The sequence below is a fragment of the Tenacibaculum sp. TB-53 genome (assembly GCF_059716285.2).
Window position 1 is genome coordinate 1,607,743 of the sequence record NZ_CM202790.1, and the last position, 13,089, is coordinate 1,620,831.

Annotated in this window: 13 protein-coding genes; 8 read left to right on the forward strand and 5 right to left on the reverse strand. The window is 31.4% G+C overall.

Annotation, left to right across the window (positions count from 1 at the left end):
* Positions 1-71: 71 nt before the first annotated feature.
* The 4 genes from AC3VJB_RS07340 to AC3VJB_RS07355 all read right to left on the reverse strand — a co-directional run bounded on the left by AC3VJB_RS07340 (position 72) and on the right by AC3VJB_RS07355 (position 6,564).
* Positions 72-1,397: a hypothetical protein gene (locus tag AC3VJB_RS07340; protein WP_047789318.1), complete on the reverse strand. Its 1,326-nt coding sequence runs from the start codon at positions 1,395-1,397 to the stop codon at positions 72-74.
* Between the two features lie 89 nt (positions 1,398-1,486).
* A complete protein-coding gene (locus AC3VJB_RS07345) occupies positions 1,487-3,649 on the reverse strand; it encodes a choice-of-anchor D domain-containing protein (RefSeq protein ID WP_125068005.1) in 2,163 nt (720 codons plus the stop codon).
* 265 nt (positions 3,650-3,914) lie between these two features.
* The gene (dnaK, locus tag AC3VJB_RS07350) at positions 3,915-5,822 is read right to left on the reverse strand and encodes a molecular chaperone DnaK (RefSeq protein ID WP_047789320.1); all 1,908 of its coding nucleotides are present in this window, start codon (positions 5,820-5,822) and stop codon (positions 3,915-3,917) included.
* A 136-nt stretch (positions 5,823-5,958) separates the two neighbouring features.
* The gene (locus AC3VJB_RS07355) at positions 5,959-6,564 is read right to left on the reverse strand and encodes an NUDIX hydrolase (protein ID WP_159492505.1); all 606 of its coding nucleotides are present in this window, start codon (positions 6,562-6,564) and stop codon (positions 5,959-5,961) included.
* A 7-nt stretch (positions 6,565-6,571) separates the two neighbouring features.
* Here AC3VJB_RS07355 and pyrE point away from each other — a divergent pair, with 7 nt between their 5' ends.
* Both pyrE and AC3VJB_RS07365 read left to right on the forward strand, forming a co-directional pair.
* Positions 6,572-7,222 (forward strand): orotate phosphoribosyltransferase, encoded by a 651-nt coding sequence (gene pyrE / locus AC3VJB_RS07360; RefSeq protein ID WP_047789321.1) that lies wholly within the window; start codon positions 6,572-6,574, stop codon positions 7,220-7,222.
* Between the two features lie 10 nt (positions 7,223-7,232).
* Positions 7,233-7,622: an orotate phosphoribosyltransferase gene (locus tag AC3VJB_RS07365; RefSeq protein WP_047789390.1), complete on the forward strand. Its 390-nt coding sequence runs from the start codon at positions 7,233-7,235 to the stop codon at positions 7,620-7,622.
* Here AC3VJB_RS07365 and AC3VJB_RS07370 read toward each other — a convergent pair.
* Positions 7,617-8,354 carry a biotin--[acetyl-CoA-carboxylase] ligase gene (locus AC3VJB_RS07370; RefSeq protein WP_239178937.1) on the reverse strand — a complete coding sequence of 246 codons (738 nt, stop codon included), beginning with the start codon at positions 8,352-8,354 and terminating at the stop codon, positions 7,617-7,619. The genes AC3VJB_RS07365 and AC3VJB_RS07370 overlap by 6 nt on opposite strands.
* Positions 8,355-8,440: 86 nt before the next feature.
* Between AC3VJB_RS07370 and rsfS the strand changes: the two genes are divergently transcribed.
* The 6 genes from rsfS to AC3VJB_RS07400 are packed head-to-tail and all read left to right on the forward strand — an operon-like array spanning position 8,441 to position 13,082.
* Positions 8,441-8,809 carry a ribosome silencing factor gene (rsfS, locus tag AC3VJB_RS07375; protein ID WP_047789323.1) on the forward strand — a complete coding sequence of 123 codons (369 nt, stop codon included), beginning with the start codon at positions 8,441-8,443 and terminating at the stop codon, positions 8,807-8,809.
* Between the two features lie 25 nt (positions 8,810-8,834).
* On the forward strand, positions 8,835-10,760 hold the full coding sequence (gene ftsH, locus AC3VJB_RS07380) for an ATP-dependent zinc metalloprotease FtsH (RefSeq protein ID WP_047789324.1): 1,926 nt from the start codon (positions 8,835-8,837) through the stop codon (positions 10,758-10,760).
* 11 nt (positions 10,761-10,771) lie between these two features.
* Positions 10,772-11,362: a hypothetical protein gene (locus AC3VJB_RS07385; RefSeq protein WP_047789325.1), complete on the forward strand. Its 591-nt coding sequence runs from the start codon at positions 10,772-10,774 to the stop codon at positions 11,360-11,362.
* 3 nt (positions 11,363-11,365) lie between these two features.
* Positions 11,366-12,160, forward strand: a complete 795-nt coding sequence (locus AC3VJB_RS07390) for a phosphatidate cytidylyltransferase (protein ID WP_497666962.1) — start codon at positions 11,366-11,368, stop codon at positions 12,158-12,160.
* A gap of 26 nt (positions 12,161-12,186) precedes the next feature.
* Positions 12,187-12,444: an acyl-CoA-binding protein gene (locus AC3VJB_RS07395; RefSeq protein WP_047789327.1), complete on the forward strand. Its 258-nt coding sequence runs from the start codon at positions 12,187-12,189 to the stop codon at positions 12,442-12,444.
* Positions 12,445-12,449: 5 nt separating this feature from the next.
* On the forward strand, positions 12,450-13,082 hold the full coding sequence (locus AC3VJB_RS07400) for a YceI family protein (RefSeq protein ID WP_159615706.1): 633 nt from the start codon (positions 12,450-12,452) through the stop codon (positions 13,080-13,082).
* The last annotated feature ends 7 nt before the right edge of the window (positions 13,083-13,089 follow it).

Sequence of the window (13,089 nt, forward strand, 5' to 3'; positions counted from 1 at the left end):
AAAAAAGGTGGTTATGCAATAATACGCAAAACACCACCTTTTAGAACTATTCTTAACTTAAAGTCTATATTTTAGTTTTTAGGTTTAGCATCACATTTTACATACCCTCCATAAGGAGCTCTAATACTTCCTCTGTTAATTCCATTAAAAAAAGGACTCCCATATTTTCCTCCACCTATATAATCTTTTCTTACTATAAACTGTTGCAACATACATTGCCCATCTGAATTTTTCTGTACAACAGCTCCTACAGCCCATTGATATAAAGGTACCCCTGTTACCTTATGTTTTACAGTTGACCATTTATCAGATGTCATGTATTGATATATATTTTTCATACTCATTTTACCATAATATTTATTCAATCCACTTACAGCTGCATTTTTAATTGCTGAGTTTTTATCAAAACTCCCTTTTGCTGGCATTGTTACACTATTTAACTTTGCTCCTAACCAATCTTTACGTAAGTTATCAAACTTAGCAAAAGTTGTTTGAGATGTTAATTCAGGATTTTTATAATACTTCTTAATTTTTTCTGGATTTTTTGCAGCAATTACAAACTGCTTTGGTTGAGCATTATTCATCCACTTATGACCAACGTTATCGTTTTTATGATATACCTCTGCTCCAATTAATAATACTCCTGGTTCCAATAAGAGAACATTAGCATTAGTCCATTCTGGTCCGCCTCCCATTCCAAATTGGAACTGAATATTACCTTTATCGGCAGATTTTCTATATTTTTCAGGAACCACACCATAACGTTTTTGGTTTGGTGAAAAATATGCATTTAACTGATATGATGTTGGATCATATTCAATAGAAAAGCCTTCGTAAATATCACCTGGATTGCTATCAAAATGACTTGAAGGATTTCTAACAAAGTATTGTGATAAATGGTAGTAACCAGACAGTTCCATCTTATCAGAAAAACCACCATCATAAGCAGGCATTTTTTTAAATTTCGTTCTGTTTAATACATAAATTTGATTGTCTTTAAATTTATCATTTTCACTACTTTCTATAGGTGAAGGAATTTCGCTCACAACTGTTCCTTTACTATTTTCTTTAGCTAATAAGGCTTCTTTTTCCGCTACTTGTTTTTGTTGATATTCTTTATACTTTTTAAAATAAAAATCTTGCTTTTCTTTATCGTTGGGATACTTTTTAGCTAACTCTTTCTTAAACTCTTCATCTGAATACTCATTTGTATTAGACGTTGAATTAGTATCTGAACTTGTAGTTGATTTTTCTATTGATGAAGAAGCTTTCTCTTCTATTTTTTTTGTTACTTTTTGCTTAGCTTTTTTTAACATGTTACCAAACTGAGCATTGGCTGTTTGATGAAACAAAAAACTAGCTAAGAATAAACAAACTAATATTGTATATTTTTTCATTTCTATTATTGTTTTTATACTATTAGAAGCTACCTGCTTTTTACACAGGTAACTTTCTTTCTTGAATTACTATTTAAAGGGAATGTTTTTTATTGACATGCGACTGTATTCCAAGAAGCTCCAGATGGCTTAACCCATTGGTTTGCTTGTGTATTTGGTGGATTCAAAGGATCAAAACCAGCATCATGTTGAATACATGTTAAGTTATCATTTCCATCTGCAATCATATAAATGAAATTTACATTATTACCATTTGCTACGTTTAAACTTGTTAAATTATTATTTCTTAAATGCAATGAAATTACTCTTGAATTATTAGAAATATCCATGCTTGATAAGTTGTTATTATAAGCAACAAGTGTTCTTAAATCTGGATACATAGAAACATCTAACGTACTAATTTGATTCTGTTCTAAATATAAAGTTCTTAAACCGTTTGCAATAGTAGGTAACACTAACGTAGAAATATTGTTACCTCCACATTGAAAATTCACTAAGCTAGAATGATTTGTTAAATCTATTGTACTAATACTATTTTGCTGAATTAATATTGTTTGTAAAGCTGTATTAGCTGAAAGATCTAATGAAGTTAAGTTATTGTTTTTTAACGACAAATGTGTTATTGCTGTGTTTTGGCTTAAATCTATACTTGTTAAAGAGTTGTTCATTGCATGAAATTGTGAAATATTTTCAAAAACCTCTAAACCAGTAACATCTGAAATACTAAGACCATCTACACGAATGACACCTGTGTAAGCTTGTGCTTCTGAAACCTGAATTTCACCATCTCCATTTGTATTTATCGATGAATTCCCTACCAATGCTGACTTAAAGTTGGCATCTGGTATGTTTACAATATTACCTGTAGCAGCTTGCAACCCCTTTCCACTAATAATAATAGCATAACTCGGTTTTGTAGGATCATTACTTTCTACAACTATCATTGCTTGCTTTTGTCCTTCAGATTGTGGTGTAAAACGTGCTGTTACCTCATAAAAGCTATTAGGAGCAATCGTTTGTGGTGCAGATACATTTACCAAAGTAAAGTTATTAGCATTGGCTCCGCTCATTCTAATATTACTTACCTCTAAATTTCCTTGACCATTATTCTGAATAGCAAAAGTTAAATCATTTCCAGAGTTCCCTACAGTAACATCACCAAAGTTCAATCCTGTTTCACTAAAAGCAATTGCAGGTTGTGCTGGCGCTGTTCCTGTTCCATTCATTGGTAAAAACACTTCATTTTCACTAGAGTTATTAAAAAATCTAATAGATGCTGAAGCAAATCCTTGTGAACTTGGCGTGAACTTAACTTCAAAAGTATATGTATCACCTGGAGCAATAGTTCTTATTAATGAACTTGTTCCTCCTATTACTGTAAAAGATGATGATGAACTACCTCCTATAATATTCACATTAGTAATCTCTAAATCTGTATTTCCTGTATTAGAAACTATAATATTTTTAGATAAGTCTTCACCTACTTCAACATTCCCAAAACTTATAGGTGATTCACTAAACTCTATAACTGACATAGGTGTTGCTGTAGCTTTACCGCTTAAGGCAATGGCTTTAACACCTGCATTAGTTGTCACCTCTAAACTTGCTGTTTTTTCTCCTACATTGGTTGGCTCAAATACTACCGTAATGGTTTTAGTTTCTCCTGCAGCTAAAGTTTCTGTTGTTGCTGAAGTTGAAAAGTTAGCAGCATTGGTCCCTTTTATTTCAAAGCCTGTAATTTCTAAGTCTGCATCTCCACTATTAGTTATAGTAAACGTAGCGTCTTTTGTTTGATTAATCTCTACGTTTCCAAAAACCAAAGCCGTTTCACTTAAATCAACACCTGGTAATGGTTTTGGTTTTGCAATTCCTGTTACTTTTACTTCTTTTTTCCCAATATTAGTCGTAATTTCTAAGATAGCCTTTTTTTCTCCTTCTGTTAAAGGAGCAAAGGTAATTTCAAAAGTATACGATTCTTCCTTTTTAATTACTTTTGGTACTGCACTAGTTGAAAAATCAGCAGCATTTGTTCCTTTTAATACAAATTCATCTATTTCTAAATCTGAACCTCCCTCATTTGTTACTTTAAACGAATAGTTAATAGTTTGTTCTACTTCTACTGCTCCAAAATCCTTTTCTATATCAGTAATAGAAAACTCTGCTGGAATAATTTCTTCATCCTTATCACAACTTGTGATACTTACAAGTACAAAAAGAATAGCACTTGCATACATGTTAATTTTTTTTCTCATGTGTGTTTATTTTTCTGATTTATTTTTTGTGCTTCCTTATAGTTATAAAGCACTTCTCCCTTATATTGGAAGTAAAATTACACACAGGACACCTCTTACAGTGAAAAAACTGCTGAAGTGATTTTATCTTTTTCTAAAACACTTTTTTTTTTTCTAAAACACCTAATACCTATTTAAAAACAAAAAAGCCCGTCAAATGACGAGCTTTTTTACATCTACAGTCTTAATAAAACTTGTAATGCTTTTTAGGATAATACAATCAAATTTATTTTACTTCTTCAAAATCTACATCTTCTACATTATCTCCTCCTTCAGCTGAAGCTCCTGCATCTGCACTTCCTTGCGCACCAGCTCCATTTGCTTGTGCATCTTGTTGTGCTTTATACATCTCTTCAGAAGCAACTTTCCAAGCTTCGTTAATCTTTTCCATTGCAGCATCGATAGCAGCAAGGTCTTTAGATTCGTGTGCTTTCTTTAACTCTTCTAAAGCAGCCTCGATTGGTTCTTTCTTATCTGCTGATAATTTATCACCAAACTCTTTTAATTGCTTTTCAGTTTGGAAAATCATAGAATCTGCTCCGTTAATTTTATCTGCAGTTTCTTTAGCCTTTGCATCTGCATCTGCATTTGCTTCTGCATCTGCTTTCATCTTTTGAATTTCTTCATCTGTTAATCCAGAAGAAGCTTCGATACGGATGTTTTGAGATTTACCTGTTGCTTTATCCGCTGCAGATACGTTGATGATTCCGTTTGCATCAATATCAAAAGTTACTTCAATTTGAGGAACTCCTCTTGGTGCTGGTGGAATATCTGTTAATTGGAAACGACCAATTGTTTTGTTATCTGCTGCCATCGCTCTTTCACCTTGTAATACGTGAATATCTACCGATGGTTGGTTATCTACTGCTGTAGAGAATACTTGCGACTTTTTAGTTGGAATGGTTGTATTTGCATCGATTAACTTTGTAAATACATTACCCATTGTTTCAATTCCTAATGATAATGGTGTTACATCTAATAATAATACGTCTTTTACATCACCAGTTAACACTCCTCCTTGAATTGCTGCTCCTAACGATACAACTTCGTCTGGATTTACTCCTTTACTTGGCGCTTTTCCGAAGAACTTCTCAACTGCTTCTTGAATTGCAGGAATACGAGTTGAACCTCCTACTAAGATAATCTCATCGATATCAGAAGTTGATAAATCAGCATTTTTTAACGCTGTTTGACAAGGCTCGATAGTTCTTTTTACTAAATCGTCAATTAATTGCTCAAACTTAGCTCTACTTAACGTTCTTACCAAGTGCTTTGGTCCACTAGCTGTAGCAGTGATATATGGTAAGTTAATTTCTGTAGAAGTTGTGCTTGATAATTCTATCTTCGCTTTTTCAGCAGCTTCTTTTAAACGTTGTAATGCCATAGGATCTTTACGTAAATCCATATTTTCTTCAGCATTAAACTCATCTGCTAACCAGTTAATGATTTTTTCATCTACATCATCACCTCCTAAGTGCGTATCTCCATCAGTAGCTAATACTTCAAATACTCCATCTCCTAATTCTAAGATAGAAACATCATGTGTACCTCCACCAAAGTCAAATACTACAATTTTCTTATCATCATTTGCTTTATCTAATCCATAAGCTAAAGCTGCAGCTGTAGGCTCGTTAATAATACGACGAACCTTTAATCCTGCAATCTCTCCTGCTTCTTTAGTTGCCTGACGTTGAGCATCGTTAAAATATGCTGGTACAGTAATTACAGCTTCAGAAACTCCTTGACCTAAATAGTCTTCAGCAGTTTTCTTCATTTTCTGTAATATCATTGCAGAAATTTCCTGAGGTGTATACATACGATCATCAATTTTAACTCTTGGTGTATCGTTATCACCTTTTGCTACCTCATAAGGAACTCTTTCTGCTTCTCTTTGAGACTCAGAATATTTATTCCCCATAAAACGTTTAATAGAATAAACTGTTTTAGTTGGGTTTGTTACTGCTTGACGCTTTGCAGGATCTCCTACTTTACGTTCACCTCCTTCTACAAATGCAACTATAGAAGGGGTTGTTCTTTTTCCTTCTGCATTTGGAATTACTACAGGCTCATTACCTTCCATCACAGACACACATGAGTTCGTAGTACCTAAATCTATACCTATAATTTTACTCATAATCTTTATTTATCTTTTTTTAAGTTTTAAATTCAATTTTACGAGTAGTATTAGTCAAAGTGTATGCCATTGGTTTTTTATTTGTATTTTGACAGAAAAAGACACAAATCCAATCATTTTTTATGACAGAGTGTCATTAATCGATGTTATCTAGATAAGATTCATAGACCATTACTATATTAGCAAATGTATTCTGTAATGCTTCAATTGTTTCTTTTTTATTTTTAAACTCTGCTTTTGTAATACCTTCTTCTAATTGAGGGGTTAAACTTCCTTCATAATTAGAAAACATTAAATACCAGTGTGTTTCTTTTAATCGATATTCATTTTGTTGTATAAACAAATGGTATGTAATAAGGAGTTCTTTATTAATAATTAGTTTTTCAATACCACATTCTTCTTCCACTTCTCTTATTGCTGCTTCCATTAAGTTCTCTCCTTCCTCAACACGTCCTTTGGGTAAATCCCATTTATTTCCTCTGTAAATAAACAATACTTTTTTACTTCCGTTTAAAACCAAACCTCCAGCAGCAATTATTACTTTAAATTTAACCTTAAAATCTTTCCAATCTTCAATTAAATTATTAGAATAGATATAAAAACCGTTTAACTTACCTACTTTTAACTTATAAATAAGTTCTTGAATAATTGTATTTTTGTAAATATAAACTGGAAAATCTTCTTCATTTTTAAATGAAGTTGTAAAGATTATTGGTTTATCATTAACAAAAACTTTATACATTTGCGCTATGGATTTTAACAAAGATACAGCAAAAAAAACTGCCGAGCTTCTTTTGCAAATTAAGGCTATAAAATTAAGTCCCCAAGAACCTTTCACATGGGCTTCTGGCTGGAAATCACCCATTTACTGTGATAATAGAATCACGCTATCATACCCTCCTGTTAGAAACTTTTTAAAACAAGAAATTGCTAAACTGGTAGAAGAAAAACACGGTAAACCTGATGTTATTGCAGGTGTTGCTACTGGTGCTATTGCTATTGGTATATTAGTTGCTCAAGAACTTGGAGTACCTTTTGTGTACGTTAGACCAGAACCCAAAAAACATGGTAGACAAAATCAAATTGAAGGACATATAGAAAGTGGTCAAAACGTTGTAGTGATTGAGGATTTAATTAGTACAGGAAAAAGTAGTTTAAATGCTGTAAAAGCACTTAAAGAAGCACATACCAATGTAAAAGGAATGATAGCTATTTTTTCTTACGGATTTAATATTGCCACTGAGAATTTTAAAAATGATAAAGTAGAACTTACTACTTTGAGTAATTATGAACATTTACTAGAACAAGCCTTAGATAGTAAATATATTACTAGTGAAGAACTTCGAACATTAGAAGATTGGAGAATTGCTCCTAGTGAATGGAATCAAAACAATAAATAACAGCACAACAATGAATATAGAAGGAAATACAGTTACTGTAAAAAAATCATCTAAAGATTTATTTGAATTTCTAACTAAATTAGAAAACTTTGAACAACTAATGCCTGAAAACACTCAAAAATTTGAGGTTGATGGTGACAGCTTTATTTTTGGTTTAAAAGGTATGCCAGAAATTCGCTTAATCATGAAAGAAAAAACAGAATATTCTAATGTTACTTTAGGCGCTGCAAGCAGTAAACTACCTTTTACATTAGCTGCTGATATTAATGAAATTAACGATAGTGAAAGTAAAGTTACTTTAAAGTTTAATGGCGAATTTAATGCTATGATGGCTATGATGGTTAAAGCTCCTTTAACAAAGTTTATAGGTACATTAACTGAAAATTTAGAAAAGTTATAAAGTAGCAAACGAAACTTCTTTCAAACCAAATTCTTGAATCGTTTCGTTTTCTAATTCTATTTGGAGGTTTCCACTTTTTGAAACTCCAATAATTTTCCCCATAAATAAAGTGTTCTGACTATTTTTAAACATTGTTGGAACATTTTTTTTATACAATACTTTTAAGTAAGCCTTTTCTAGTAAGTCATATTCTTTTTTTTCTAAGAGATTAAAATAATCTTTTAGCTTCATTAAAATGCTTTCTAGCAACATTTCTAAATCAAACTCTTTTCCTAGAATCATTTTTATAGAAGACGCATTTGGTAAATTTTCGGGAAATGATGCTTGATTTACATTGACCCCTATACCAATTACAGAAGACACTAAATCATTCCCTTTAAGAGTATTTTCAATTAATATACCCACTATTTTTTTATTTCCTGACAGAATGTCGTTTGGCCATTTTACCGACAAGTTTGGTATTCCTAATGCTTTTAAAGCTTGAAAAACACTTAATGAAACACTAAAATTTAAGTACTTGTGCTCTCGAATATTTAACCCTACAAACCTTGAAAACACACTAAAAGTAAGGTTTTTCCCCTCTTCAACAACCCATTCAGAATTGATTTGACCTCTACCTTTAGTTTGTGTTTTTGCAACTACCACCGTAAAATCATCAACTACCACTTTTGACACCATATTCTTTAAAAAACTGTTGGTAGAGTCGATGGCATTAAGTTTGATTATTTTCATATGAATTTAGCGTGTAAAACAAGTATCAATATTACATAAATTACTCGCAAAAAAATAATAACTTTGCTAAAACTTAATTTTTTTTAATGACAATAAAACAAACAAACACAGACGATCTTTTAGCTGTGATTATTAAAGGGATTGATGATGTAAAAGGAGAAGATATCCAATTACTAGATCTAAGAGAGATAGAAAACACTGTTTGTGATTATTTTGTAGTTTGTTCTGCTAATTCGAACACACAAGTTAATGCCATTTCCGGCTCTGTACAAAAAATAGTAAGTAAAGAACTAAAAGATAAACCTTGGCACATTGAAGGGCAAGGAAACTCTGAATGGGTTCTTATGGATTACGTAAATGTTGTTGTACACATCTTTCAAAAACAAGTTCGTGAATTTTACGATATTGAAAGCCTTTGGGGAGATGCAAAAATTACAGAAATCAACCCAGCATAATTGCTAACATTTTATACACCTTTTTATGAGTGATAATAAAAAAAATGCGCCAAAATTTAGTTTTAATTCATTTTGGCTATACATACCAATAATAGTTATCCTACTAGGATTAAGCTTTTTTAATTCTGGTAATTTAGGTTCTCGTAATATTACAAAAAACGAGTTTACTAAAATTCTTCAAGCAAACGATATTAAAGAAATCGTTGTAGAAAACAATAATGTTGCTCAAATATTTTTAAAGCCTGAAGCTGAGAAAAAAGAAGAGCATAAAAAACTAGCAGATTCTCCATTTTACAGAAAAGGATCTCCTCTTTACACTTACAACTTTGGTGATTTACAAAATTTTGAAAATGAAATTAACAAAGAAAAAGAGGATAAAAATCTTGACTTCGATAAAGTTAATGTTGAAAGGACTAGCATGATGGATACCATTATTAGCTTCCTTCCTTTTATTTTATTGATTGTTATTTGGCTTTTCTTTATGAGAAGAATGTCTGGTGCTGCTGGAGGCGGTGGTGCTGGAGGGCAAATTTTTAACATTGGTAAATCTAAAGCTAAGCTTTTTGACGAAAACACTAAAGTTAAAACTACCTTTAAAAATGTAGCTGGCTTAGAAGGTGCTAAAGAAGAAGTTCAAGAAATTGTAGACTTCTTAAAGAGCCCTGAAAAATACACCAAATTAGGAGGTAAAATTCCTAAAGGAGCTTTATTAGTAGGACCTCCTGGTACAGGTAAAACCTTATTAGCAAAAGCTGTTGCTGGTGAAGCTGGAGTTCCTTTTTTCTCTTTATCTGGTTCAGATTTTGTTGAAATGTTTGTTGGTGTTGGTGCCTCACGTGTACGTGACTTATTTAAACAAGCACAACAAAAATCTCCTTCAATCATTTTTATTGATGAAATTGATGCTATTGGACGTGCTAGAGGTAAGAACAGTATGACTGGTGGTAATGACGAACGTGAGAATACCTTAAACCAATTATTAACTGAAATGGATGGTTTTGGTACTGATACTAATGTAATTGTATTAGCTGCTACCAACCGCGCTGATGTATTAGACAAAGCTTTGATGCGTGCTGGTCGTTTTGATCGTCAAATTTATGTTGACTTACCAGACCTACACGAACGTAGAGAAATTTTTGAGGTTCACATTAAACCTTTGAAATTAGCTGCTAATGCCGATTTAGAATTTTTAGCACAACAAACACCTGGATTCTCAGGTGCAGATATCGCTAACTTGTGTAATGAAGCCGCTTTAATTGCTGCTAGAAAAGGTAAAGAAGCTATTGAACATCAAGACTTTTTAGATGCTGTTGATAGAATCGTAGGTGGATTAGAAAAGAAAAATAAGGTTATTACTCCTAAAGAAAAGAAAGTAATTGCTTTTCATGAAGCTGGTCACGCAACTGTTAGTTGGATGTTAGAACATGCTGCCCCTTTAGTAAAAGTAACTATTGTTCCTCGTGGTCAATCGTTAGGAGCTGCTTGGTACCTTCCTGAAGAGAGAAAAATTGTTCAAACAGAACAAATGCTTGATGAGATGTGTGCTACTATGGGAGGTAGAGCAGCTGAAAAACTAATTTTTAATAAAATCTCAACTGGAGCGTTAAGTGATTTAGAAAAGGTTACTAAACAAGCTCGAGCTATGGTTACTGTTTATGGCTTAAATGATAAAGTAGGAAACGTTACTTACTATGATTCTTCAGGTAATGATTCATTTGTAAAACCATACAGTGAAGCAACTGCACAAAAAATTGATGAAGAAATCTCTGAAATAATAGAGAATCAATACAAAAGAGCTGTTGACATACTAGATCAAAACAGAGATAAATTAACTGAATTAGCTGATTTATTACTTGAAAAAGAAGTTATATTTAAAGACGATTTAGTAAAAATATTTGGAGACAGACCTTTTGGAAAAGAAGAAAAACCTCAAATTACAACAGAAGAATAGTTTTTATTTTAATGAATTTTTTCAAAAAAATATTTAAAATATATCAAGAATCATCTAAAGAAAAAAAAGCCAACGAACAAGAAGTTTATTTGTCTTTAGATGATTCTTTTGTTCATCATTTTATTAATAAAGGAGGAAAATTTTTATACTGTACATCAATAAACGAAGTAAGTAATAATTTAAAGAACATCTTACAAGAAAACAATTGGCGCAAAATTACTTGTACCGATTTTGATTTATTAAAGATTACTGAAAAAATTGATATTTCTGTACAAAACCATTCCTCAGAATCTGTACCTTTTTTTACTTCTTGTGAACATTTAATTGCCGATAAAGGAGAAATTTTATTTTCATCCAATCAATTAGGCAGTCATAAAATAGCTTCTCTTTCTAAACATTTTATAGTTTATGCAACTACGAGCCAGCTTGTAAAAAACACTGGAGAAGGATTAACAGGTATTAAAACACATTTTAGCGGTAATATTCCAACAAATATTAGTTCTGTTAAGAATTATAAATTTGAAGTTGAGGATGATAATTTTTTGAGTTATGGTAATAATAACACAAAAGATTTATATTTGCTGCTCTTTGAAGACCTTTAAAATATGTCTAACCTTTTTGTAAGAAGTCTTTCCGCACTTGTTTATGCTATTCTATTTATTTCTGCTATTCTTTATTCTGCAGAAACATACATAGGATTACTTGCTTTGTTTGCTACTGTTTGTATTTTGGAACTTTCTAAAATTATACAAACAAAAAATATAATTCCATATATACTTTTAGCTAGTGTTGTTTATTTAACTTTTAAGAATACAACTTTTAAGTACACTGATTTTTTATTTGGCATTACTATAGTTGGATCTACTGCTTTGATTTATTTACTTATTAGCTCCAAACTAATTAAAACAGATACTTTAGCTAAAAAACTTTTTTTACAAGTTATATATTTAGTATTACCATTTTACTTCTTAATGAACCTTCCTTTCATTAATGGTTCTTATCATCCAAACATAGTTATTTATATAATATTTATTATTTGGACTAATGATAGTTTTGCCTTTTTAGTGGGTAAAAATTTTGGAAAACGAAAATTATTTGAAAAAGTATCTCCTAAAAAAACAATTGAAGGGTTTATAGGCGGTTTATTATTTTCAATAATTGCAGGTTTTGCTATTGGTCAATACTCTGGAATTTTTTCTATCTTAAACTGGATAGTTATTGCTATCATAGTTGCTATTTTTGGTTCTTTAGGGGATTTAGTAGAATCTAAGTTTAAAAGACAAGCTAACGTGAAAGATAGTGGTACAATTATGCCAGGTCATGGAGGCTTATTAGATAGGCTAGACAGCTTGTTTTTCCTTGCTCCCTTCGTATATTTGTACATTCATTACATAATGTAAACTATCTATAGGCACAAACCTCAATTATGAAAGATGATTTAGATTTAAAGTTTAAAGAAGCTTATCAAAAAGCATCTAAACTAGAGGAAAAGCTTCCTCCTGATGTTATGCTACGTTTATATGCTTACTATAAACAAGCTGTAAAAGGAGACAGGTTTACATTTAATGATAATAGTGACTTACGAAATGCCTTTAAATTTAATGCTTGGATGCAGCTTAGAGGTATGAGTGAGTCAGAAGCAAAAAAAGAATACATTAAACTAGTAAACTCAATTATAAAATAAACCTCATGAAAAAAATCGTTTATTCTTTAGTTATTTGTTTTACAGCTTTTCAAATGACATCTTGTAAATCTGAAGCAAAAAAAGAAACAAAAACTACAAATAAGGAAATTAAAGTAGAAAACAAGGCTGCATTCGTATTACAAAATGCCGACAATGTTATAAACTGGACAGCTTACAAAACTACTGAGAAAATACCAGTAAATGGAGAATTTAAAAAAGTAAACATTACCGCTGGTGGTGAAGCTAACACAGCTAAAGACGCTATAAATAATGCTGAATTTTCTATTCCTGTAAGTAGTATTTTCACAAAAGACACTAGTAGAGACTTTAAAATTAAAAAGTTTTTCTTTGGAGTAATGGATAAAACTGAATTACTTTCCGGAAAATTAGTTCTAGAAAATGACTCTATTGGTTATGCTAATATTACCATGAATGGTGTTAGTAAAAAACTTCCTTTTAACTACACATTAAACGGAAAAAAGTTTAGTTTAAATGCAACTATGAAAATTACAGACTGGCAAGCTAATAAAGCATTAGAGTCTTTAAATACTGCATGTAAAGACTTACATAAAGGTGCTGATGGTGTTTCTAAAACTTGGGATGAAGTTGCTTTAAACATTACATCTGTTTTTAAATAAAAACCGA

What these genes read in the sequence shown, in the direction of transcription:
- AC3VJB_RS07340 (WP_047789318.1), bottom strand. Translation starts at nt 1,397, where the DNA reads ATGAAAAAATATACAATATTAGTTTGTTTATTCTTAGCTAGTTTTTTG.
- AC3VJB_RS07345 (WP_125068005.1), bottom strand. Translation starts at nt 3,649, where the DNA reads ATGAGAAAAAAAATTAACATGTATGCAAGTGCTATTCTTTTTGTACTT.
- dnaK (WP_047789320.1), bottom strand. Translation starts at nt 5,822, where the DNA reads ATGAGTAAAATTATAGGTATAGATTTAGGTACTACGAACTCATGTGTG.
- AC3VJB_RS07355 (WP_159492505.1), bottom strand. Translation starts at nt 6,564, where the DNA reads ATGTATAAAGTTTTTGTTAATGATAAACCAATAATCTTTACAACTTCA.
- pyrE (WP_047789321.1), top strand. Translation starts at nt 6,572, where the DNA reads ATGGATTTTAACAAAGATACAGCAAAAAAAACTGCCGAGCTTCTTTTG.
- AC3VJB_RS07365 (WP_047789390.1), top strand. Translation starts at nt 7,233, where the DNA reads ATGAATATAGAAGGAAATACAGTTACTGTAAAAAAATCATCTAAAGAT.
- AC3VJB_RS07370 (WP_239178937.1), bottom strand. Translation starts at nt 8,354, where the DNA reads ATGAAAATAATCAAACTTAATGCCATCGACTCTACCAACAGTTTTTTA.
- rsfS (WP_047789323.1), top strand. Translation starts at nt 8,441, where the DNA reads ATGACAATAAAACAAACAAACACAGACGATCTTTTAGCTGTGATTATT.
- ftsH (WP_047789324.1), top strand. Translation starts at nt 8,835, where the DNA reads ATGAGTGATAATAAAAAAAATGCGCCAAAATTTAGTTTTAATTCATTT.
- AC3VJB_RS07385 (WP_047789325.1), top strand. Translation starts at nt 10,772, where the DNA reads ATGAATTTTTTCAAAAAAATATTTAAAATATATCAAGAATCATCTAAA.
- AC3VJB_RS07390 (WP_497666962.1), top strand. Translation starts at nt 11,366, where the DNA reads ATGTCTAACCTTTTTGTAAGAAGTCTTTCCGCACTTGTTTATGCTATT.
- AC3VJB_RS07395 (WP_047789327.1), top strand. Translation starts at nt 12,187, where the DNA reads ATGAAAGATGATTTAGATTTAAAGTTTAAAGAAGCTTATCAAAAAGCA.
- AC3VJB_RS07400 (WP_159615706.1), top strand. Translation starts at nt 12,450, where the DNA reads ATGAAAAAAATCGTTTATTCTTTAGTTATTTGTTTTACAGCTTTTCAA.